General features: G+C 68.7%; 22 protein-coding genes. 21 read left to right on the top strand and 1 reads right to left on the bottom strand.

Features of this window, described 5'->3' with window-relative positions; all coding sequences use genetic code 11:
• The 9 genes from PG2T_RS06865 to PG2T_RS06825 are packed head-to-tail and all read left to right on the top strand — an operon-like array spanning position 1 to position 8,342.
• A complete protein-coding gene (locus PG2T_RS06865) occupies positions 1-1,374 on the top strand; it encodes an MBL fold metallo-hydrolase RNA specificity domain-containing protein (protein WP_043105759.1) in 1,374 nt (457 codons plus the stop codon).
• Complete coding sequence (locus PG2T_RS06860) at positions 1,371-1,793, top strand: hypothetical protein (protein ID WP_052160098.1); 423 nt, start codon at positions 1,371-1,373, stop codon at positions 1,791-1,793. The genes PG2T_RS06865 and PG2T_RS06860 overlap by 4 nt, the downstream gene beginning before the upstream one ends.
• Positions 1,790-4,168, top strand: coding sequence for a heavy metal translocating P-type ATPase (locus PG2T_RS06855; RefSeq protein ID WP_068803710.1), 2,379 nt, complete (start codon positions 1,790-1,792; stop codon positions 4,166-4,168). The genes PG2T_RS06860 and PG2T_RS06855 overlap by 4 nt, the downstream gene beginning before the upstream one ends.
• Before the next feature lie 2 nt (positions 4,169-4,170).
• Positions 4,171-4,665, top strand: a complete 495-nt coding sequence (locus tag PG2T_RS06850; RefSeq protein ID WP_145931030.1) for a hypothetical protein — start codon at positions 4,171-4,173, stop codon at positions 4,663-4,665.
• Complete coding sequence (locus PG2T_RS06845; protein WP_068803706.1) at positions 4,653-4,814, top strand: DUF2933 domain-containing protein; 162 nt, start codon at positions 4,653-4,655, stop codon at positions 4,812-4,814. Before PG2T_RS06850 ends, PG2T_RS06845 begins: the two co-directional genes overlap by 13 nt.
• Positions 4,815-4,824: 10 nt before the next feature.
• Positions 4,825-5,178 (top strand): DUF5676 family membrane protein, encoded by a 354-nt coding sequence (locus PG2T_RS06840; RefSeq protein WP_202816453.1) that lies wholly within the window; start codon positions 4,825-4,827, stop codon positions 5,176-5,178.
• On the top strand, positions 5,175-5,708 hold the full coding sequence (locus tag PG2T_RS06835) for a DUF1269 domain-containing protein (protein WP_068803704.1): 534 nt from the start codon (positions 5,175-5,177) through the stop codon (positions 5,706-5,708). Before PG2T_RS06840 ends, PG2T_RS06835 begins: the two co-directional genes overlap by 4 nt.
• Complete coding sequence (locus tag PG2T_RS06830) at positions 5,692-7,449, top strand: copper resistance system multicopper oxidase (protein ID WP_083214810.1); 1,758 nt, start codon at positions 5,692-5,694, stop codon at positions 7,447-7,449. Before PG2T_RS06835 ends, PG2T_RS06830 begins: the two co-directional genes overlap by 17 nt.
• Positions 7,446-8,342: a copper resistance protein B gene (locus PG2T_RS06825; protein ID WP_068803699.1), complete on the top strand. Its 897-nt coding sequence runs from the start codon at positions 7,446-7,448 to the stop codon at positions 8,340-8,342. The genes PG2T_RS06830 and PG2T_RS06825 overlap by 4 nt, the downstream gene beginning before the upstream one ends.
• Here PG2T_RS06825 and PG2T_RS06820 read toward each other — a convergent pair.
• Positions 8,303-9,274, bottom strand: a complete 972-nt coding sequence (locus tag PG2T_RS06820; RefSeq protein ID WP_068803698.1) for an IS481 family transposase — start codon at positions 9,272-9,274, stop codon at positions 8,303-8,305. The two genes, PG2T_RS06825 and PG2T_RS06820, sit on opposite strands and share 40 nt — an antisense overlap.
• Between PG2T_RS06820 and PG2T_RS16990 the strand changes: the two genes are divergently transcribed.
• The 12 genes from PG2T_RS16990 (at position 9,273) to PG2T_RS06765 (ending at position 23,078) form a co-directional block, all read left to right on the top strand.
• Positions 9,273-9,503 carry a copper resistance protein B gene (locus PG2T_RS16990; protein WP_075968150.1) on the top strand — a complete coding sequence of 77 codons (231 nt, stop codon included), beginning with the start codon at positions 9,273-9,275 and terminating at the stop codon, positions 9,501-9,503. The two genes, PG2T_RS06820 and PG2T_RS16990, sit on opposite strands and share 2 nt — an antisense overlap.
• 119 nt (positions 9,504-9,622) lie before the next feature.
• On the top strand, positions 9,623-10,861 hold the full coding sequence (locus PG2T_RS06815; protein ID WP_068803697.1) for an SAM-dependent methyltransferase: 1,239 nt from the start codon (positions 9,623-9,625) through the stop codon (positions 10,859-10,861).
• Positions 10,858-11,115, top strand: coding sequence for a DUF2934 domain-containing protein (locus PG2T_RS06810; protein WP_068803696.1), 258 nt, complete (start codon positions 10,858-10,860; stop codon positions 11,113-11,115). The genes PG2T_RS06815 and PG2T_RS06810 overlap by 4 nt, the downstream gene beginning before the upstream one ends.
• 32 nt (positions 11,116-11,147) lie before the next feature.
• Positions 11,148-12,206, top strand: a complete 1,059-nt coding sequence (locus tag PG2T_RS06805; protein ID WP_068803694.1) for a type II glyceraldehyde-3-phosphate dehydrogenase — start codon at positions 11,148-11,150, stop codon at positions 12,204-12,206.
• The gene (gene ppsA / locus PG2T_RS06800) at positions 12,203-14,659 is read left to right on the top strand and encodes a phosphoenolpyruvate synthase (protein ID WP_068803692.1); all 2,457 of its coding nucleotides are present in this window, start codon (positions 12,203-12,205) and stop codon (positions 14,657-14,659) included. Before PG2T_RS06805 ends, ppsA begins: the two co-directional genes overlap by 4 nt.
• A complete protein-coding gene (gene glgP / locus PG2T_RS06795; RefSeq protein ID WP_068803690.1) occupies positions 14,656-16,365 on the top strand; it encodes an alpha-glucan family phosphorylase in 1,710 nt (569 codons plus the stop codon). The genes ppsA and glgP overlap by 4 nt, the downstream gene beginning before the upstream one ends.
• 26 nt (positions 16,366-16,391) lie before the next feature.
• On the top strand, positions 16,392-17,135 hold the full coding sequence (locus tag PG2T_RS06790; RefSeq protein WP_068803688.1) for a lycopene cyclase domain-containing protein: 744 nt from the start codon (positions 16,392-16,394) through the stop codon (positions 17,133-17,135).
• Positions 17,136-17,137: 2 nt separating this feature from the next.
• The gene (locus tag PG2T_RS06785; RefSeq protein ID WP_068803686.1) at positions 17,138-17,788 is read left to right on the top strand and encodes a DUF6629 family protein; all 651 of its coding nucleotides are present in this window, start codon (positions 17,138-17,140) and stop codon (positions 17,786-17,788) included.
• Positions 17,789-17,870: 82 nt separating this feature from the next.
• Positions 17,871-18,266 (top strand): YHS domain-containing protein, encoded by a 396-nt coding sequence (locus PG2T_RS06780; protein ID WP_068803684.1) that lies wholly within the window; start codon positions 17,871-17,873, stop codon positions 18,264-18,266.
• Between the two features lie 32 nt (positions 18,267-18,298).
• Positions 18,299-20,695 (top strand): phosphoketolase family protein, encoded by a 2,397-nt coding sequence (locus PG2T_RS06775; protein ID WP_068803682.1) that lies wholly within the window; start codon positions 18,299-18,301, stop codon positions 20,693-20,695.
• Entirely contained in the window at positions 20,683-21,798 is a 1,116-nt protein-coding gene (gene tal, locus PG2T_RS06770) for a transaldolase (protein ID WP_043105750.1), read from the top strand. Before PG2T_RS06775 ends, tal begins: the two co-directional genes overlap by 13 nt.
• The gene (locus tag PG2T_RS06765) at positions 21,795-23,078 is read left to right on the top strand and encodes a sugar phosphate nucleotidyltransferase (RefSeq protein ID WP_083214809.1); all 1,284 of its coding nucleotides are present in this window, start codon (positions 21,795-21,797) and stop codon (positions 23,076-23,078) included. The genes tal and PG2T_RS06765 overlap by 4 nt, the downstream gene beginning before the upstream one ends.
• Positions 23,079-23,085: the final 7 nt, after the last annotated feature.

Raw genomic sequence — 23,085 nt, 5'->3', positions numbered from 1 at the left:
ATGAGACTCGGATTCCATGGCGCCACCGGCACCGTCACCGGCTCGAAGTATCTGGTGCGCACGGAGAAGGCGAGCGTGCTGGTCGATTGCGGCCTGTTCCAGGGCTACAAGCAGCTGCGCCTGCGCAACTGGTCGCCGCTGCCGTTCGAAGGACGGGCACTCGACGCCGTCGTGCTGACGCACGCGCACCTGGATCACAGCGGCTACCTGCCGCTGCTGATCCGCAACGGCTATGCCGGGCCGGTCCACTGCACCGAAGCGACTTACGATCTGTGCAAGATCCTGCTGCCGGACAGCGGGCGGCTGCAGGAGGAGGACGCGGAGCGCGCCAACCGCCGCGCCTACAGCAAGCACAAGCCGGCGCTGCCGCTGTACACCGAGAAGGACGCGCTCAGGGCGCTCGAACACTTCGAACCGGTTGCGCTGCACCACGACTTCTCGCCGGCGCCCGGCCTGAGCCTGCGTCTGTACAAGGCGGGGCACATCCTCGGCAGCAGCTTCGTGCACATCGACGACGGCACGTCGTCGCTGCTGTTCACCGGCGACCTCGGCCGGCCTCACGACCCGATCATGCACGCGCCGGAAGCCGTGGAGCAGGCGGACTACCTGGTCGTCGAGTCCACCTACGGCAACCGGCTGCACGAACCGACCGACGCGCACCGCGAGCTGGGCGAGGTCATTGTGCGCACGATCGCGCGCGACGGCGTCGTCGTCATCCCCTCCTTCGCCGTCGGCCGCACCCAACATCTGCTGTGGTGCATCCACCGCCTCAAGAGCGAAGGCACGATCCCGGCTACGCTGCCGGTGTATCTCAACAGCCCTATGGCGCAGGACGTAACCGCGGTCTACCACCGCCATCGCGTCGAGCACCGGCTGAGTCCGGACGAGTGCCAGGCGATGTGCCACGCCGCTAGCTACGTCAATTCGGTCGAGGACTCCAAGGCGCTGAATCGCCGTGAGGGACCGATGGTCATCATCGCCGGCAGCGGCATGGCCACCGGCGGGCGCGTCGTGCATCACCTGCGCGCGTTCGCACCGGACGCGAAGAACACGATCGTGTTCGCCGGCTTCCAGGCTGGCGGCACACGCGGTGCAGCGATGCTCGCGGGCGCCGAGTCGATCAAGGTCTTCGGCGAGTACGTCGCCGTGCGCGCCGAGATCGCGCAGATCAGCAATCTGTCGGCACACGCCGACTACGCCGAGACGCTCGACTGGCTGCGCGGCTTCAGGACGCCGCCCAAGCGGACCTTCATCACCCACGGCGAACCCGGCGCCGCCGACGCGATGCGCGTGCACATCGAGGAGACGCTGGGCTGGCGCTGCCGCGTGCCCGACTACCGCGAGCAGGTCGAGCTCGCCGGGAGCACGCGATGAACGCACCGTCTCATCCGCAGCTCGCGCTCAGACGCCTGGGCATCGACACCTACCAGGAGCCGATGATCTACATGCACGCGGACTGCGCCATCTGCCGTTTCGAAGGCTTCGCGGCGCAATCGCGGGGCGTCGCGGCCGCAGCTTCCACCGTCGAGTGGATCGCCGCGAACGTCGACGCGCCGCTGCTGCTGGGTCCGGACTCGGAGTCCGCGCAATGGGTCGCGCGTCTCGCGTGCTGCCCGTTCGCCGTTGTCGACAAGCAGCGTCACGGCGACCGCGAGGGCGAGGTTTCAGTGCCGCAGGTCGAGCGCTGGCGCGACCGCAGCCCGCTGCTCGTCATCGACTTGCATCCGCGCATCGCCGACGCCGTGCGCGAGCTGTTGGCGCCGACTGCATCTTCGCTCAGGAGCACTTCATGAAAACCACCACGCTGGAAGTATCCGGCCTGCTCGGCGCGATGAGCGGTCTGGGCGTCGAAAAACAGCTCAATCGCGTCCCCGGCGTCGCCGAAGCACACGTCAATGCGGTCAGCGGCAGCGCGACCGTGCGCTACGACGAAGCCAGCACCAGCGCCGCTGCGCTGGCGGACGTCATCCGTGCCTGCGGCCACCACTGCCGCGGCGAGTCGGTGCCCGAGCACGTCTGCGATCACGAGCTACCGGCGCGCGCGGCACATGCGCACGCCACGCACGCTCACGCAGAGCACGCCCAGGCAAAGCATGCGGCGCACGAACCGGCGAAGCACGCCGTCGCGCCGGAACACGCCGGTCATGAGGGCATGCACCACGGCGGCGGCGACATGCAGGCGATGGTGCGCGACCTGCGCAACCGCTTCCTCGTCTGCCTGCTGTTCAGCGTGCCGATCTTCCTCGCCGCCCCGATGGGCATGGACTTGCCGACGCTGAAGCCGCCCCTGGGCATGAACCTGAACCTGTTCCTGTTCGTGCTGGCCAGCGGCGCAATCCTGTGGCCGGCCTGGCCGTTCGTGACCGACGCGCTGCGGGCGCTGCGCAACGGCGCGGTCAACATGTCGACGCTGGTCGTGCTGTCGGTCGGCGCCGGCTACCTCTACAGCGTCGGCGCGACCTTTCTGTTTCCGGGCCCGCAGTTCTTCGAGGCCGCAGCCGTGCTGCTGGTATTCATCCTGCTCGGCCACTGGCTGGAGATGCGCGCCCGCGCCGGCGCCTCCGAGGCGGTCAAGGCGCTGCTCAACCTGTCGCCGCCCAAGGCGGTCGTGCTGCGCGACGGCCGCGAGGTCGAGGTTGCGACGGCCGAGGTGCTGCTGGGCGAGACCGTGATCGTCCGGCCCGGCGGCAAGATTCCGGTCGACGGTGTCGTGCTCGAAGGCGAGTCGCAGGTCGACGAGTCGATGCTGACGGGCGAGTCGATGCCGGTGAAGAAGAAGCCCGGCGACGCCGTCATCGGCGCGACCATCAACAAGAGCGGCGCGTTCCGCTTCAAGGCGACCAAGGTCGGTGCCGACACGGCGCTGGCGCAGATCGTCAAGCTGGTGCAGGAGGCGCAGAACTCGAAGGCGCCGGCGCAGCTGCTCGCCGACCGCGCCGCGCAGTGGCTGGTGTGGGCGGCGATCGTCGTCGCGCTGCTGACCTTCGGCGTCTGGTTTTTCGTCATCGGCCAGACCGTGCTGCTGGCGATGACGCTGACCATCACCGTGCTCGTGATCGCCTGCCCCGATGCGCTGGGCCTGGCGATGCCGATGGCGGTGATGGTCGGCACCGGCCTGGGCGCCAGGCACGGCATTCTGATCAAGAACGCGTCGGCGCTGGAGGAGGCGACGAAACTGAACGTCGTCATCTTCGACAAGACCGGCACGCTGACGATGGGCGAGCCGCGCGTCGTCGCGGTGGTGCCCGCCGACGGCGTCACGACCGATGAGCTGCTGACGCTGGCCGCCTCGGCGGAACAATCCTCCGAGCACCCGCTGGCCAGGGCGATTCTGGAACGCGCGAAGAACCTGCCGCTGACCCGACCCGAGGGCTTCCGCAATCACGACGGCATGGGTGCGGTCGCCACCATCGGCGGCCAGCGCGTGCTGATCGGCAACCGCAAGCTCATGGAGTCGGAGAACGTGGGCATCGGCGAGCTGGGCGATCGCGCGCGCGAACTGCAGGGCGCCGGCCGCACCGTCGTGCACGTCGCACGCGGCAACGCGCTCGTCGGACTGATCGCGATCGCCGACGCGCCGCGGCCGACATCGAAGGCGACGATCGCGCGCCTGCACGAGCGCGGCGTCCAGGTGGCGATGCTCACCGGCGACAACCGCGGCACTGCCGAGCGCGTCGCCGCGGAGCTGGGCATCGACATCGTGCTCGCCGACGTGCTGCCGGGGCAGAAGGCCGACAAGGTCAGGGAGCTGCAGGCGCAGGGCAAGAAGGTCGGCATGGTCGGGGACGGCGTCAACGACGCACCGGCGCTGACGCAGGCCGACGTCGGCTTTGCGATCGGCGCCGGCACCGACGTGGCGATGGAAAGCGCCGACGTGGTGCTGATGAAGAGCGACCCGCTCGACGTGGTCAAGGCGATCGAGATCTCGCGCGCGACCTACCGCAAGATGCACCAGAACCTGTGGTGGGCCGCCGGCTACAACGTCATCGCGTTTCCGCTCGCCGCCGGCGTGCTGTATCCGCTGACGCTGTCGCCGGAGATCGCCGCGCTGTCGATGTCCGGCAGCACCGTGCTGGTCGCCGTCAACGCGCTCCTGCTGAAGCGCTTGCGGCTGGCGCAGGCCGATGCGCCGGCGCCGTCCGCGCCGTCCGCCGTCGCGGCGCACTGATCATGTCCCGCCGATCCGCCATGTGGGTTTTCTGGCCGGCGCTGGCGCTGGTCAGCTTCGTGCTGCACTTCATCTGGGAGTACGTGCAGTGCGAGGCCTTCTTCGTACACCTGCGTGCGCCGGCGTCGATGGCCGCGATGCTGAGCGCAACGCTGGGCGATCTCGTGCTCACCGCTCTCGCCTGGCTCGGCACCGCGCTCGTGAGCTGGAACCCGCGCTGGCCGCTGCAGCGCTGGACGCCGCGCGTCTGGCTGTCGCTGCTGGGTCTGGCGCTCGCACTCAGCGTGGCGGTCGAGCTGCACGCGCTGGCGATGCACTGGTGGCGCTACACCGCGCGCGCGCCGCGACTGCCGGCGACGCCGGTCTCGCTGCTGCCGGTGCTGCAGCTGGTCCTGCTGTTTCCCCTGAGCTTCGGCCTGGCACGCGCGCTGACGCTGCGGCTGAGCGCCACCCCCAAGCCGCAACCCCTGAAAGGAGCTTCCTCATGGAATGGCTGACGCAAAACTGGTTCTGGATCCTGATCTTCGTCGCGTTCATCGCGATGCACCTGTTCGGGCATGGCGGCCACGGCGGTCATGGTGGCCATGGCGGCGCAGGCCGCCGACCCCGCGACGACGACCCGCCGCCGTCCGGTCACCAGCACTGAGGCGCCCGCCATGTTGAACACCAAGCTCGTGAGCTGGGCGCTGGGCCTGTTCGCCGCGATCACGTTCGTCGTCTGCGTGATCTGGGGTCTCGTCGCGCCGGAGGGCCTGCACATGAAAGCCGTACTGGAGGCGCTGCTGCCGGCGTTCCGCTGGCTGACCTGGTGGGGCTTCCTGCTCGGCCTGGCCGAGAGCTTCCTCTACGGCGCCTACGCCGGGCTCGTGTACTGCCCGATCCACAACGCCTTGCACCGGCGCTACGGGGGCGCGCCGATGCCTGACCTGCACTCCGCTTCCGAACACTCCGCCAATGGGCCGGAGCCGCGCCGCCCATCCCTTCATTCAACCCGAGGAACCCTGCCATGAAAACCCTGATTGCCGTGATCTACAAGCACCAGCCGGACGCTGCCGCGAAGACGCTGGATCGGCTGCGTGACCTGGAGGAGGAGTATCTGATCGACCTGGACGACGCCGTCGTCGTGCGCCGCAACGAGAAGGGCAGGCTAACCCTGCAGCAGTCGGTCAATCTCGCTGCTTCGGGCGCGTGGGGCGGCAGCTTCTGGGGAATCCTGATCGGCCTCATCTTCGCCGGGCCGCTCGGGATGGTCGTGGGCGGCGCGGCCGGCGCCGGGATCGGCGCACTGAGCGGCTATTTCGCCGACTTCGGCATCAACGACGACTTCATCCGCGCGCTGAGCAAGGAAGTCGAGCCCTGCTGCTCGGCGCTGTTCGTGCTCGCCCGCTCGATGACCACCGACAAGGTGATCGCCGCGCTCGAAGGCACGGGCGGGCAGATCATCAAGACTTCGCTGCCGGCCGACATCGAGGCGCGGCTGCAGCAGGCCGTGCAGACCAATGCGGCCGCCATCGCCCAATCCAATGAAGAACAGGAATAAACGGGCGCGACGCCTTGGCGTGAGCGATTCGCTCGCTCTGCCCTCGGCCAGCCGGCGACGCTTCGTGCAGGGCCTCACGGCACTGGCAGCGCTGGCTGCGGCAGGCGCCCACGTACGCAACGCCTGGGCGCTGGCCGCGTCGGCCGGCCCGGCCGAACTGCGCGGCACCGATTTCGATCTGACGGTCGACGAGCTGCCGGTGAACTTCACCGGGCAGGCGCGCAGCGCCACCGTCGTCAACGGCCGGCTGCCCGGCCCGGTGCTGCGGGTTCGCGAAGGCGACACCGTGACCTTGCGCGTCACCAACCGCCTGCCCGAGATGACGACGATCCACTGGCACGGCGTGATCGTGCCGCCGGAGATGGACGGTGTACCCGGCATCAGCTTCCCCGGCATCGCGCCGGGCGAGACGTTCACCTACCGGTTCACGCTGAAGCAGAGCGGCACCTACTGGTATCACGCGCACACGCTGTACGAGCAGACCGGTCTCTACGGCGCGCTGATCGTCGAGCCGCGGATGCCCGACCCGGTCGTCGCCGAGCGCGACTATCCGGTGATCCTGGCGGACTGGACCGACGAGAACCCGCTGCAGGTGTTCCTGAACCTGAAGAAGATGGGCGGCTACTACAACTTCGCGCAGCCCACCGTCGGCGATTTCCTCGACGACGCGAAACAGCTGGGCCTGCGCGCCGCCGTCGACAAGCGCCGCATGTGGAACCGCTCGCGCATGAATCCGACGGACTACAGCGACGTATCCGCGGCCACCTACACCTACCTGATGAACGGCGCGCCGCCGGCCGGCAACTGGACGGCGCTGGCCAAGCCGGGCGAGCGCGTGCGCCTGCGCTTCATCGGCGCCGGCACCGCGACCTTCTTCGACGTGCGCATCCCCGGCCTCAAGCTCACGATCGTGGGTACCGACGGCCAGCCGGTCGAGCCGGTCGAGGTGGACGAGTTCCGCATCGGTCCCGGCGAGACCTACGACGTGATCGTGCGCCTGCCGGACGATCGCGCCTACACGATCTTCGCGCAGGCCATGGACCGCAGCGGCTACGCGCGCGGCACGCTGGCGCCGCGCGCCGGCATGGAGGCCGAGGTGCCGGCGCCGGACCCGCGGGTCTGGCTCGATCCGGTGGACATGATGGGCGCGATGGTGGCGATGCCGGCGATGTCCGGCATGCCCGAAGGCCACGCCGGCCACGGCATGGTCGAGATGCCCGCCAAGGCGCGCCATGCGCGCACCGAATACGGCCCCGGCACCGACATGCGCGTGGACTACCCGCGCGCCAATCTCGACGACCCCGGCGCAGGCCTGCGCAACAACGGCCGCCGCGTGCTGACCTACGCCGACCTGCGCACACCCGGCGGTGCGCTCGATCACCGCCCGCCACAGCGCGAGCTGGAGCTGCACCTGACCGGCAACATGGAACGCTTCATGTGGTCGCTGGACGGCGTCAAGCTCAACGACGCCAAGCCGATCCACTTCCGTCACGGCGAGCGGCTGCGCATCGTGCTGGTCAACGACTCGACCATGGCGCACCCGATGCACCTGCACGGCATGTGGAGCGAGGTCGAATCGCCGCACGGCCGCTTCCAGGTGCGCAAGCACACCGTCTCGGTGCAGCCGGCGCAGCGCCTCAGCTTCGCGGTGACCGCCGACGCGCCGGGGCGCTGGGCCTTCCACTGCCACCTGCTCTATCACATGGCCGCGGGCATGTTCCGGGAGGTGGTGGTCGCATGAACAGGCCAACCACGATTCGTCCGGCGGCCGTGCTGCTCGGCGCCCTGTTCCTGGTCACCTCGCCGACCATGGCCGCGGAGCCCGAAGCGGCATCGCCTGCGCAGGAGCAGGAGCAGCACGAGCACGGCTCGATGCCGATGGAAGCCGGCGTGGAAGAAGGGCATGACCTGGAAGGCGATCAGCCACTGCGCGATGGCGCCGGGTCCATGAGCCAGGGCATGGACATGGACATGGGCGCCATGCAGGGCGGTCGCGCGCCGGCGGACGCACGCGATCCGAACGCCTGGGCCGACGGCTACGAGTACACCGGCATGCCCGGCTTCGAGCAGACCGACCAGATGGCGATCGGCCTGTTTCTGCTCGACGAGTTCGAGTTCGTCTCCGGCAACGAAGGCGACGGCGGCGCCTGGTCGCTGCAGGCCGCCTACGGCGGGGACACGAACAAGTTCTGGCTGCGCAGCCAGGGCCTGAAGGTCGGCGGGCAGCCGGTCGACTCCGAAACCACCGCCGAACTGCTCTGGTGGCGCGGATACGCGCCCTTCTGGGGGTCGGTGATGGGCGTGCGCCAGGACTTCGGCACCGGGGCTCACACCTGGGCGGCTTTCGGCGTCGAGGGTCTGGCGCCGTACTGGTTCGAAATCCAGGCTACCGGCTATGTCGGCGACGACGGGCGTCTGGCCGCACGGTTCAAGGCGTCCTACGACCTGCTGTTCACCAACCACCTGATCCTGGCGCCCAGCTTCGAGTCGAACGCCTACAGCCGGTCGGAACCCGAGCGTGGCCTGGGCAGCGGCGTCAGCAATGTCGAGTTCGGCCTGCGTCTGCGCTACGAGGTACGACGGAAGTTCGGTCCCTACATGTCACGTCCCGGCCGATTATTTGGCCTTCGATGAAACAGCTCCGGTTTTGAAGCGTACCAGTGCTGAAGCGCTTGAGCCGGAGTCTGGGCGTTCAGTGCCTTCTGCGGCAAGTGGTGGTTGTAGAGCGTGACATAGCGGTGCAGGGTCTGCTCCAGGTCCTCGCTGGACCTGAAGTGGTGCGTGCGCAGCAGGTCCGCGATGCGCCCGTTGAAGCGCTCGACCATGCCATTGGTCTGCGGGTGGCGCGGGGGCGTCAGACGGTGCTCGATGCCCAGTTCCTGGCACAGGCGATCGAACTCATGCGTCCCGGTCGGGGCCCGCGCCCGGCTCCCGAACAGCCGGTCCGTGAACTCGGTGCCGTTGTCGGTGAGCAGGCGCGTGATGCGCACCGGGCAGGCCGTGGCCAGGGCACTGAGGAAGGCGCGCGCCGAGCGCGCGCTCTTGTCGGCTTTCAGGGCCACGTAAACCCAGCGGGTGGCCCGATCGATGGCCACGAACAGGAACCGGCGCCGGTCCTCGTCGGCCATCTGCGGCAGGTACTTCACGTCGACGTGCACAAAGCCGGGCACGTAGGTCTTGAAGGTCTTGCTGACCGCTTTGTCCGGCGCCGGGCGCAGGGCGCGCAGGTTGCCCACGCCGTGGCGGCGCAGGCAGCGGTCCAGCCCGGAGCGGGACACGTCCGGACACAGGAACTCGCGCGTCACCGCCAGCAGGTCGTCCAGCGGCAGCAGCAGGGCCCGGCGCAGGTAGACCACGATCGCCTCCTGGCCGGGGGTCAACGTCGTTTGCAGGCGGTGCGCGGTGTGCGGCCGGTCGTAGACATCCGGGCGCCGCTTCCATTTGTAGATCGTCGGCTCGGTGACGCCAAAGCGGCGGGCCAGCACCGCCACCGGCTCATCACTGGCCGCGATCTGCGCCCGCACGTGGGGCGTGGTGCGGGCTTGTTTGTGCAGTGCAATCAGCATGCGGACACCTCCCGATCAACCGCTTTCCCGTCCCCTGCCAGCTCCCGGAACACCTCGCGCGCCAGCAGCAGCGGGGACCGAGACGGAACTATATGATGATCCGGGATGGAACACCTACATCGGCTATGTCTGGGAGCGATCATTCGGTGATACGGCCGACTTCGCCCGCGCCGATGACGAGCCGGTCAACGAGCACCGCCTCGTCGCAGGCGTGCGCCTGTGGTGGTAGCGATGACCGTGAAGGAACCCGCTGGAATCTGGGACGACCGCAAGGCCGACGCGCATCACCTGGTCGTTACCCGTTCGATGACCCAACCCTTGTCACACCTCAATGGAGGGCGTTGAACCATGCAAGCAATCCTCGATCTGATCGGACGGCGCTGCTGCGCCGGCGCCGTGGAATTCGTCGCGCCGGACGGCCGCCGCTGGCGCCTGGGCAGCGGCAGTCCCGTCGCCGTGCGCGTGCGCGACGCGTCCGTGCTGTGGCGCATGCTGCGCAATCCGCGCTTGGCCTTTGCCGAGGCCTACATGGACGGCCACTGGGAGCCGCTGAACGGGAATCTGGCCGAGGTCCTGCGCGTGTGCGTCAGCAACCTCGACGGCCTCGCAGGGCCTGCAGCGGCCCGCTGGTACAACAAGCTGCGCGCGCAGCTCGGCGAGCTGAACACGCGCCGCCGCGCGCTGGCGAACGTGCACCATCACTACGACGTGGACTACGCGGTCTACCGGCGCTTCCTCGACCGCGACCTGCACTACTCCTGCGCCTACTTCCGCAGCCCGGACGACTCGCTGGAAGCGGCGCAGCAGGCCAAGTGCGCGCACATCGCCGCCAAGCTCGACCTCAAGCCGGGCGCGCGCGTGCTCGACATCGGCTGCGGCTGGGGCAGCCTGGCGATGTACTTGGCCGAGCGCCACGGCGTGCACTGCACCGGCATCACGCTGTCGCAGGAGCAGCTCAAGGTCGCGCAGCAGCGTGCTCGCGAACGCGGTCTGCAGGATCGCGTCGAGTTCCGCCTGCAGGACTACCGCGACACGACCGGCGCGTTCGACGCGATCGTCAGCGTCGGCATGTTCGAGCACGTCGGCCGCCCGCAGTACCCGCTGTTCTTCCGCCGCGTGCGGGAGCTGCTCAAGCCCGACGGCGTCGCCCTGCTGCACACGATCGGGCGCTACTCGGCCGGCGGCGGCTCGGATCCGTGGATCCGCAAGTACATTTTTCCCGGCGGCTACATTCCGGCGGCCTCCGAAGTCCTGGCGGCCGTCGAGGCGGCCGGCCTGATCGGCACGGACCTCGAGTACTGGCGCCTGCACTACGCGCTGACGCTCGAACACTGGAACGCCCGCTTCCAGGCGGCGCGCGCGGACATCGCGGGGCACATGGGCGAGCGCTTCTGCCGCATGTGGGAGTTCTACCTGCAGGCCTGCGCGGCCTGCTTCCGGCACGGCGATCTCGCGGTGTTCCAGTTGCAGCTCACGCAGACGCTCGACCGCCTGCCGGTCACCCGCGACTACCTCTACCCCATGGCCGCCACGGCCCGCTCCGCGGCGGCCCCACGACGCACCTCGCAACGGAGAGCCACCACATGAAGACCCGACGGACATCCCGGAAGACCCCGGACACGGCCATCACGGCCCCGCCGCAAGCCGGCGCCACGTGCTGCGGCGACATGCGCCAATCGATGATCGCCGAAGCGGCCTATTACCGCGCGGAGCGCCGCGGGTTCTGCGGAAACGCCGATGACCGGCTCAACGACTGGCTCGAAGCCGAAGCCCAGATCGCGCGGGCAACGGTAGTACAGCCGGAATCATCGAGTCCCGGCGACGACAGTCAGACACGCTGATTCGCATCCACCTCTCACACGGAGAGTAGCTTATGAATTCCGTCAAAGTCGCCATCAATGGCTACGGCGTCATCGGCAAGCGCGTCGCCGACGCCGTCAAGGCACAGGACGACATGGCGCTCGTCGGCGTCGCCGACGTCGTCGACGACTACCGCATCAAGACCGCCCCGTTGCTCGGCGTCCCGGTGTTCGCGGCGACTGCGGAAGCCGCCGACCGGATGCGTGCCGCCGGGATCGCGCCGGCGGGCGAGCTCGAGGCGATGCTCGCCCAGGCCGACGTGGTGGTCGACTGCACACCGAAGAAGGTCGCCGCCGGCAACAAGCAGCTGTACGACGCGCTGCGCATCAAGTCGATCTTCCAGGGCGGCGAATCACACACGCTCACCGGCCATTCCTTCGTCGCCCAGGCCAACTACGCGACCGCGCTCGGCCGCGACAGCACGCGCGTGGTGTCGTGCAACACGACCTCGATCCTGCGCACGCTGGGCGCGCTCAAGCAGGCGCAGCTGCTCAAGCGCGCGCGCGGCACGCTGATCCGGCGCGCCTCGGACCCGTGGGAAGCGCACCAGGACGGCATCATGAACACCGTGGTTCCGGAGAAGTCGATCCCGAGCCACCAGGGCCCGGACGCGCGCACGGTCGATCCCGATCTGGACGTCGTCACGATCGCCGTGAAGGCCGCGCACAACTCCAGCCATCTGCACACCTGGTGGGTGGAGCTCGCGCGCGAGGCCACGCGCGAGGAGGTGCTGGCCGCGTTCCGCGCCGCGCCGCGCATCGCCTTCGTGCGCACGCACGATGGCCTGAGCGCACTCAACAGCACCGTGGAGCTGATGGCCGATCTCGGCCGGCGCCGCGGCGACATGTGGGAAGTCGCGCTGTGGGAAGACGTGCTGACGGTCGATGGCAATCAGCTCTATTACTGCTACCAGGTGTTCAACCAGGCGATCGTCATCCCCGAGACGATCGACGCGATCCGTGCGCTGTCCGGTATCGAGACCGACGCCGAACGCTCGATGGCCAAGACCGATCGCACGCTCGGCCTGGTCCGGGACTTCCTGTCCGCCACTGACCGGGAGCCGGACGCATGAGCACCTATCGCTACATCAAGTTCTTCGGCGAGCTCGGCATCGATGACGTGCCGCTGGTCGGCGGCAAGAACGCCTCGCTCGGCGAGATGTATCGCGCGCTGGCCCCCGCAGGGGTCCGCATCCCCAATGGCTTTGCAACGACTGCGGACGCCTACCGATTCATGCTCGACCAGGCACAGGCCTGGGATCCGCTGCACGCCGCGCTCGACGGCATCGATGCCGACGACGTCGCCGATCTGGCGCGGCGCGGCAAGCAGGCACGCGAAATCGTCTATGGCGCGGGCCTGCCATCGGCGCTCCAGCAGGAGATTCTCGACGCCTACGGCCGCTTGCGCGCGGAGTACGGCGATGGGCTCAGCCTCGCGGTGCGCAGTTCGGCCACCGCCGAGGATCTGCCGACCGCGAGCTTCGCCGGCCAGCAGGACACGTTTCTCAACGTCCACGGCGAGCAGTCCCTGCTCGACGCCTGCCGCCGCTGTTTCGCCAGCCTGTTCACCGACCGCGCAATCCACTACCGCATCGACCAGGGTTTCGACCATTTCAGGATCGCGCTGTCGATCGGCGTGATGAAGATGGTGCGCTCGGACCTGGCCAGTTCCGGCGTGATGTTCACGCTGGACACGGAATCCGGCTTCCGCGACGTGGTGTTCATCACCGGCGCCTACGGGCTCGGCGAGAACGTGGTGCAGGGCGCGGTCGATCCCGACGAGTTCTACGTCCACAAGCCGAGTTTCCGCGCCGGCCATCGCGCGGTGCTGCGGCGCGCGCTCGGCGACAAGCACCTGAAGATGATCTACGCAGAGGGACGCACGCGCGAGGCGACGCGCAACGTGCCGACAGCGCAAGCCGATCGCGAGCGGTTCTGCATCGACGATGCGGACGTGCTGACGCTCGCGGACTACGCGATCCGCATCGAGGACCACTACAGCGGCAAGGCCGGATCGGACCGGCCCATGGACATCGAATGGGCCCGGGACGGCCTCGACGGACAGCTCTACATCGTGCAGGCGCGGCCCGAGACGGTCGCCTCGCAGAAGCACGGCACGGTGCTCGAAAGCTACCGCCTGACCGGCAGCGGCCCGGTGCTGGCCCGCGGCCGCTCGGTCGGCAGCCGGATTGCAGCCGGTCGTGCCCGTGTCATCACCGGCGTCGCGCAGCTGCCGGACTTCCGTCCCGGCGAAGTGCTGGTATCCGACACCACGACGCCGGACTGGGAACCGGTCATGAAGCAGGCGGCGGCGATCGTGACCAACCGCGGCGGCCGCACCTGCCATGCCGCGATCGTCGCACGCGAACTGGGGATTCCGGCCGTGATCGGCGCCGGCGATGCCACCGAGCGCGTCCCGGACGGGACCGAGGTGACGGTCTCGTGCGCCGAAGGGGATCAGGGACGGGTCTATCAGGGCCTGCTGGAATTCGCCGTCGATCGCACCGACCTGGCCGGCCTGCCGCGCCCACAGACCGGAATCATGATCAATCTGGGCAATCCCGATCTGGCCTTCAAGACCTCGTTCCTGCCGAACGACGGCGTCGGGCTGGCGCGCATGGAATTCATCGTCAACGACGCGATCAAGGCGCACCCGCTGGCGCTGCTGCATCCGGAAAAGGTCTCGGACCCGGCCGAGCGCGCGCAAATCGACCGGCTGATGCACGGTTATAGCGACGGCGCAGCCTATTTCATCGAACGCCTGTCGGAGGGTGTCGCCACCATCGCCGCCGCATTCTGGCCCAAGCCGGTGATCGTGCGCATGTCGGATTTCAAGAGCAACGAGTACGCCTCGCTGATCGGCGGCCGTGACTTCGAGCCGATCGAAGCCAACCCGATGATCGGCTTCCGCGGCGCGTCGCGCTACGCGCATCCGGCTTATGCCGAAGGCTTCGCGCTTGAATGCGCCGCGATGAAGCGCGTGCGCGAGGACATGGGTCTGGGCAATGTCGTGCTGATGATTCCGTTCGTGCGGCGGATTGCCGAGGCCGACGCGGTGCTGGCGGCGATGGCCGAACGCGGCCTCAGGCGCGGTGACAACGGTCTCAAGGTCTACGCCATGTGCGAGATCCCGAACAACGTGATGCTGATCGATGCTTTCGCGCAACGCTTCGACGGCTTCTCGATCGGCTCCAACGACCTCACCCAGCTCACGCTCGGCGTCGACCGCGACTCCGAAATCGTCGCCTTCGACTACGACGAGCGCGATGAAGGCGTGAAGGAAATGATCCGTCTGGCGGTAGCAGGCTGTCGCCGCAACGGCATCCATTCCGGCCTCTGCGGGCAGGCGCCGTCGGATTATCCGGAGATGGCGGAATTCCTGGTCGAGCTCGGCATCGATTCGATCAGCCTCAATCCGGACTCCGTGCTTGCCACGACCCGGCACGTGCTGCACGTCGAGACCCGGCTTGCTGCCCACGCTCCTGCGAATCCCGCCGAAACACGACGACCGGAGGTTATCCGATGAGCCTTCCCCTTCCCGTGCAGACCCATTTCGCGCAAACCGAGCGCATCGCCTACTTCACGATGGAGATCGCCGCGCGCGCCGACATCCCCACCTACAGCGGCGGCCTCGGCATCCTCGCCGGCGACACCATCCGCGCGGCCGCGGACCTGGAGCTGCCGGTCGTCGCCGTGAGTCTGGTCAGCCGCAACGGCTACTTCCGGCAGGCGCTCGACGCCGAGGGCTGGCAGTCGGAAGCCCCCGATCCCTGGGATCCCGCCACGACGCTCCAGCGCCTGGGCGCAAAGGTCGTGGTGCCGATCGAAGGCCGCGACGTCTGGGTCGGCGCCTGGCTCTACACGGTCGCAGGTCACGTCGGCGGGCACGCGCCGGTGATTTTCCTCGACACCGATCTGCCGGAAAACGACGCTGCCGACCGCGAGCTGACGCACCAGCTTTACGGCGGTGACGTCACCTACCGCCTCAAGCAGGAAATCGTGCTCGGCATCGGCGGCCTGCGCATGCTCGGCGCGCTGGGTTTCCGTATCCGCAAGTACCACATGAACGAGGGCCATGCGGCGCTGCTCGCGCTGGAGTTGCTGCGCCAGGCGACCGTGCCGGCCGACGACCAGCGCCCCGGCGAACCGCCGTACGACCTGCCCGACGTGCGCGAGCGCTGCATCTTCACGACGCACACGCCGGTCGGCGCCGGTCACGATCAATTCGACTACGGCCTGGTCGAACGGGTGCTTGGCGACTTCGTCGAGCACGGCACGCTGCGCCGGCTGGCGGGCGATGCGCAGCTCGACATGACACGGCTGGCGCTGAATCTTTCCGGTTACGTCAACGGTGTGGCCAAGCGTCATGCGGAAATCTCGCGCCGCCTGTATCCGGGCTACACGGTGCGTGCCGTCACCAACGGCGTGCATCCGCACACCTGGACGCATCCGGCGCTGGCCGCACTCTACGACCGTCATCTGCCCGGCTGGTGCAACGAGCCGGAGATGCTGGTGCGCGCGGACTGCTGCCTGAGCGGTGCAGACCTGCGGCAGGCACGCGCTGTGGCCAAGCGCGATCTTGTCGACAAGGTTCGCGAGCAGACCGGCGTCGTTCTCGATCCCGAGCTACCGACGATCGGCTTTGCGCGCCGCATGACCGCGTACAAGCGCCCCGAGCTGCTGTTCACCGACCTGGAGTGGCTGCGTGCCATCGCCCGCCGGTATCCGTTCCAGATCGTGCTCGCCGGCAAGGCGCATCCGCGCGACGAGCCGGGCAAGCAGCGTATCGCGCACTTGCACGCGGCGCTGCGCGCGCTCGCACCGGACATCCGCGGCATCTTCTTGCCGGACTACAACATGGCGCTCGCGCAGACCTTGATTCCCGGCGTCGACGTCTGGCTCAACACGCCGCAGCGCCCGCTGGAAGCCTCCGGCACCAGCGGCATGAAGGCGGCGCTCAACGGCGTGCCGAGTCTGTCGGTGCTCGACGGCTGGTGGATCGAGGGCTGCGTCGAAGGCGTGACCGGCTGGGCCATCGGCGACGGTCCCGACAGCACGTCCGACGGCGATGCGGAATCGCTGTACAGCAAGCTTGAAGGCGCCGTGCTGCCGCTCTACCACGAACGCGGCGACGCCTGGCTGCGCATCATGAAGAGTGCGATCTCGCACAACGGCTCGATCTTCACCAGCCACCGCATGATGCGGCGCTACGCGTCGGAAGCCTACCTGTAGGCGCGGGCCGACATGGATCCGACACCATGACTTACCACTACGTCTGGCTGCTGTGGTCGGCGGCATTTCTGGGGCCGTGGGCGATCCTGTTCGTCGCGGCCGGCAGCTTCCGCCGCGAGATGCTGCGCGTCAGCGCGCTGACCAGCCTGCTCGGCCTGACCGAACCGATCTTCGTGCCGGAGTACTGGAATCCGCCGAGCCTGTTCGAGCTGGCGCAGCGCACCGGCTTCGACATCGAAAGCCTGATCTTCAGCTTCGCCATCGGTGGCATCGGCGCCGCCGTCTACCGCGTGCTGCTGCGCCGCGCCCTGCGCGCCGTGCCGCCGGCCGAGCAGCACGGCGCGCGCCACCGCTTTCACACCCTCGCGATCGCCGCACCGGCGCTGGTCTTCCCGCCGCTATACCTGCTGCCGTGGAATCCGATCTATCCGGCGATCGCGGGGCTGGCCGTCGGCGGCGCCGCCAACGTGCTGTGCCGCCCGGACCTCGCGCGCGCCACGCTGCTCGGCGGCCTGCTGTTCGCGGCCCTGTACGCCGTGTTCATGACCCTGCTGATCGTTTCGACGCCCGGCTACATCGAGCGGGTGTGGAACCTGCCGGTGCTGTCGGGGCTGCTCGTCGCCGGCATCCCGATCGAAGAGCTGCTCTTCGGTTTTGCCTTCGGCACGTACTGGGCCGGGATCTACGAACACTTCACCTGGACGCGCCTCGTGCGGTCCGGGCAGTGCCGTCCGGATTCGCCCAACGCGCGCCCCTGCGAGGCACGCTGACCATGTGCTTCTCCGCCACCGCGAGCTTCAGCGCCAGCGCCGCGCTGCTGGGCATCGGCGCCGTCACGCTGCACAAGGCGCGACAGCCGCGCGAGCGGCCGTTCGCCGCGATTCCGTTGCTGTTCGGCATTCAGCAGCTCACCGAAGGCGTGCTCTGGCTCGGCTTCGGCTGGGACACGCCGGCGCTCAACGCGGTACTGACGCAGCTCTATTCGTTCTTCTCGCACGTGCTGTGGCCGGCGTACGTGCCGCTGGCGGCGTGGGCGCTGGAGCCGCGGGGGCCGCGGCGCCACGCGCTGACGCTGATTTCTGCCGGCGGCATCGCCGTCGGCGCCTACCTCCTCTACAACATGTTCGCCAATCCGATCCTCGCGCGTCCGGTCGGCAATCACATCGACTACGACTCGCCGCACTTCTACGCCGCCGTCGTGATGACGCTGTACCTGACGGCGACGACGGGCAGCATGCTGCTGTCCAGCCGCCGGGTCATGAAGCTGTTCGGCGCGCTGGCCCTGGCCGGCGCGCTGGTGGCCTGGTGGTTCTACGCGCGCTGGTTCATCTCGGTGTGGTGCTTCTTCGCCGCGGGGCTGAGCCTGGTCATCTGGCTGCACTTTGCCGCGAGAAACGCGGCACTCGTGGAGATTCGCTCATGACAACGCCAATCACGGATGTCGTGAACGCCGCCGCCTTGGCGGTGCTGATCTGGCCGCAGCGCCGGGACAAGGAGTATCGGACATGAACTGGTTGAACGGGAACATCATCTGGGTGCTCGCGGCGGTCGCCGCAGTCTGGTTCCTGCTGCGCGGCCGCGGTCACGGCCATGGTCACGGATTCGGTCACGGCATGGGCGGCGGCCATCACGGCAGCTCGCGCGATGAGCGGCGCGACGCGCCCGGCGGGGTTCTGGAACCCGGCGACGGCGACGGGCCGCACGCGGCCGCTGCGGCGGCACTGGACCCGGTCAGCGGCAATCCGGTGCGCACTGACCGCGCGCTCACCGCGGTGTTCGGCGGGCGCGCCTACCACTTCGAGTCGGAAGAGACGCGCAAGCGCTTCGAAGCCGAACCGCAACGCTATGCCACGGCCGCACCGCCGCCCGAGCACCGTCCGCGCCGGCGCGGCGGCTGCTGAGCGCCCCGCCTTCGTATTCGGGAGAAACCTGCATGGACCTGAAAGCCACGCCTTCCCTCGGCGGCGCAGCCGCGCCCGCGCCGTTGCCGGACGAGGAACTGGGGCACCTCGACGCCTACTGGCGCGCAGCAAACTACCTGTCGGTCGGCCAGATCTACCTGCTCGACAACCCGCTGCTGCGCGAGCCGCTCAAGCCCGGGCACGTCAAGCCGCGCCTGCTTGGGCACTGGGGCACCTCGCCCGGGCTCAATTTCATCTACGTGCACCTGAACCGCGTCATCAAGGCGCAGGACCTCGACATGATCTATGTCGCCGGTCCTGGCCACGGCGGGCCGGCGCTGGTCGCGAACACGTATCTCGAAGGCTCGTACAGCGAGTTCTATCCGGACGTGACCGAGGACGAAGCCGGCCTGCGCAGGCTGTTTCGGCAGTTCTCGTTCCCGGGCGGCGTCGGCAGCCATGTCACGGCCGAAACGCCGGGCTCGATCCATGAGGGCGGCGAGCTCGGCTACGCGCTGTCGCACGCGTTCGGCGCAGCCTTCGACAACCCGGAGCTGATCGTCGCCTGCGTCATCGGCGACGGCGAAGCCGAGACCGGGCCGCTGGCGACGGCCTGGCACTCGAACAAGTTCCTGAATCCCGCGCGCGACGGCGCGGTGCTGCCGATCCTGCACCTGAACGGCTACAAGATCGCCAATCCGACGCTGCTCGCACGCATCGACCCCCGGGAGCTGGATGCGCTGCTGCGCGGCTACGGCTACGCGCCGCGCTACGTCGAAGGCAACGATCCGGCCGCGATGCACCGGCAGATGGCCGTCGTGCTCGACGAGGTCATCGCCGAGATCCGGGCGATACAAGCGCAGGCGCGCACGCAGGCTGCGACCGAGCGCCCGCGCTGGCCGATGATCGTGCTGCGCTCGCCCAAGGGCTGGACCGGGCCGAAGGAAGTCGACGGCAAAAAGACTGAAGGCCACTTCCGGTCGCACCAGGTACCGCTCGCCGAGCTGCACACGAATCCCGATCACCTGCGCCAGCTCGAAAGCTGGCTCAAGAGCTACCGGCCCGACGAGCTGTTCGACGAGAACGGCCGGCTGCGCACGGAGCTGAAAGCGCTGGCGCCGCAGGGCACGCGGCGCATGGGCGCGAACCCGCACGCCAACGGCGGCCTGCGTCTGCGCGGTTTGAAGCTGCCGGACTGCCGCGCGTTCGCAGTGGCGGTGCCGGCGCCCGGCGCGGCGCAGGCCGAATCGACGCGCGTGATGGGCCAGTACCTGCGCGAGGTGATGCGGCTCAACGCCGAGCATCGCAACTTCCGCGTCTTCGGTCCGGACGAAACCGCGTCGAACCGGCTCGGCGCGCTGTTCGAGGTCACCGGCCGTGCATGGATGGAACGCACGGAACCGGACGACGATCACCTCGCCGCCGACGGCCGCGTAATGGAGATCCTGTCCGAGCACAGCTGCCAGGGCTGGCTCGAAGGCTATCTGCTGACCGGGCGTCACGGCCTGTTCTCATGCTATGAGGCCTTCATCCACATCGTCGACTCGATGTTCAACCAGCACGCGAAGTGGTTGAAGGTGTCGAAGGCCGTGCCGTGGCGGCGGCCCGTCGCATCACTGAACTATCTGCTGACATCGCACGTCTGGCGCCAGGACCACAACGGTTTCTCGCACCAGGACCCGGGGTTCATCGACCACGTCGTCAACAAGAAGGCCGACGTGATCCGCGTGTATCTGCCGCCGGACGCCAATACCTTGTTGTGCGTCACCGAGTGCTGCCTGCGCTCGCGCGATCTCGTCAACGTCGTCGTCGCCGGCAAGCAGCCGCAGCCGCAGTGGCTCGGGATGGATGCTGCGATCAAGCACTGCACCGCGGGCATAGGCATCTGGGACTGGGCGAGCAACGACGACGGCGATCCGGACCTGGTCATGGCCTGCGCCGGCGACGCGCCGACGCTGGAGACGCTGGCCGCGGTGCAGATCCTGCGCGAGCACCGACCGGAGCTGAAAATCCGTGTCGTCAACGTCGTCGACCTGATGACCCTGCAGCCCAGGGAGGAGCACCCGCACGGCCTGTCCGACCGCGACTTCGACACGATCTTCACGACCGACAAGCCGATCCTGTTCGCCTATCACGGCTACCCGTGGCTGGTCCACCGGCTGACTTACCGGCGAACCAACCACGGCAACCTGCACGTGCGCGGCTACAAGGAGGAAGGCACGACAACGACGCCTTTCGACATGCTGGTGCGCAACGACATGGATCGCTTCCATCTGGTCTGCGACGCGATCGACCGCGTGCCGGCACTGGGCTCGCGCGCGGCAAGCCTGCGCCAGGCAATGCGCGACCGGCTGATCGAGCACCGCGCGTACATCACCGAACACGGCGAGGACCCGCCGGACATCCGGGACTGGACATGGACAGCCTGAGCACCAAGCCCCTGCGCCGGCTGCAGGCGCTCGGCCAGAGCGTCTGGCTCGACGATCTGTCGCGCGGGCTGATCGAGTCCGGCGCGCTCGCGCAGATGATCCGCGACGACGGCATCAGCGGCGTGACCACCAACCCGGCGATCCTGCACCACGCCATCACCAGCGGGTCCGATTACGATGCGGGGATTCGTACGGCGCCCGCCGGGGCATCGGCGGAGCAACTCTACGAGTGGCTGGTGCTGGATGATGTCGGCCGCGCCGCAGACCTGCTGCGGCCGGTGTATGAGCGCACGCACGGCCACGACGGCTACGTGAGCCTCGAGGTCTCGCCGCGGCTCGCGCGCGATACCGGGCGGACGGTCGCCGAGGCGCGGCGGCTGTTCGCGAAACTTGCACGGCCCAACGTCATGATCAAAGTTCCCGGCACGCGCGAGGGCCTGCCGGCGATCCGCGCGCTCATTGCGGACGGCATCCACGTCAACGCGACGCTGCTGTTCAGCGCCGAGCGTTGCGCCGAAGTGGCGGAGGCCTGGATGGCCGGGCTTGAAGACCGCGCCGCAGCCGGGCACCCGCTCGACACGGTGCACTCGGTCGCCAGCTTCTTCGTGAGCCGCATCGACACCGCGGTGGACCGGCGGCTCGACGCGCTTGGGTCCGAGGTCCGCGATTTGCGCGGCCTGGCCGCCGTGGCCTGCGCGCAACTGGCGCACTCGAGCCGCTGCGAAATCGCCGCGAGCCCGCGCTGGCGGCGGCTGATCGATCAGGGCGCAGTGCCGCAGCGGCTGCTGTGGGCCAGCACCGGGACGAAAGATCCGGTCTACCCGGACGTGAAGTATGTGGACGCGCTGATCGGCCCCGATACCGTCACCACCGTGCCGCTCGCCACGCTCGCGGCCTATCGCGACCACGGCGATCCGGCGCCGCGCCTCGAAGCGGCAGCCGACGCACCCACGCTGCTTCGCAAGCTCGGAGCGCTTGGTATCCGCCTCGACGAAATCGCGCTGCAGCTCGAGGCCGAGGGCATCCGCAAGTTCGTCGAGCCCTTCGAGCACTTGCTGTCGGCGCTTGCCGCCACCCGTGGAACTACCGGAGCCCTGTCATGAACATTGCAGCCCGCACGAACCCACCGCAAGACGAGGCAGGGAGACCTCGGCCGGAACCGCCATGCAGCGAGCGCTATCCGTGGTGGGCCGACTCACTCCCCGCCGGCGCGCACAACCGCGAGTCCCGCCGCGACCTGATGTCGAACATCTTCGCCATGGTGCTCGCCGGCGGTCGCGGCACCCGCCTGGAAGGGCTGACCGCAAGGCGCGCAAAGCCGGCCGTACCGATCGGCGGGCGCCACCGCATCATCGACTTCACCCTGTCCAACTGCGTGAACTCCGGCCTCGCCCATATCGGCGTGCTGACGCAGTACATGGCGCAGTCGCTCACACCCCACCTGTCGGCGTGGAACCGCATGTCGCGCAACGCCGAGGTGATGACGCTGCCGGCAGGCGCGGGACAGGAATACGCCGGCACGGCGGATGCCGTGCATCAGAACCGCAATCTGATCCTGCAGCTGTCGCCCGCGCAGGTGCTGGTGCTGGCGGCCGATCACGTCTACCAGATGGACTACGCGCAGATGCTGCAAGAGCACCGGCAGCGAGGCGCGCAGGTGACGGTGGGATGCATCGAGGTCCCGGTATCCGCCGCGCGCAACTTCGGGGTGATGGAGGTCGACGAGGCCGGATGGATTACCGCGTTCGCCGAGAAGCCGGAATCGCCGCGCGCCATTCCGGGGCGGCCTGGCGTCGTGCTCGCGTCGATGGGCATCTACCTGTTCGAGACCGGCTTCCTGCTGAAGCTTCTGGCCGAGGACGCGACGCGTCCGCACTCCGTCCACGACTTCGGCCGCAACGTCATCCCGGGCGCTCTCGCGGACGCACGCGCCTATGCGCACCGGCTTCGCTACATCCGGCGTCCGTGGACCGACGGCTACTGGCGCGATGTCGGTACCGTCGACGCCTACTGGGAGACGAGCCTGGAGCTGTCCGGCACGAGCGCGCCCCTGGATCTCGACGATCCGGCATGGCCGATCCACAGCCCGCCGCTCGACGCAACGGAGCAGCGGCGCGATCGCCGCTCGGACTCAAGCATCGCCAATGACGCCGACGTGCGGCGCTCCGTCCTGTTTCCCGGCGTCCACATCGGCGCGGGCGTGTGGCTCGACGGGTGTATCGCCTTGCCGGGCGCACGCATCGCCGCCGGCTGCCGGGTCCGCAACGCGATCATCGACGAGAACTGTCGCTTGCCGCCGGGCACGGTGATCGGCATGGACCTCGATGCCGATCGACGGCGCTACCCGGTGACGCCCAACGGCGTCGTGCTGGTGGCGCAGTAGCCGGCGA

It is taken from the genome of Immundisolibacter cernigliae (assembly GCF_001697225.1).
Lineage (GTDB): Bacteria > Pseudomonadota > Gammaproteobacteria > Immundisolibacterales > Immundisolibacteraceae > Immundisolibacter > Immundisolibacter cernigliae.
Note: the sequence above shows the minus strand (reverse complement) of the source record. Positions and strands in the feature narration are given on the sequence as shown.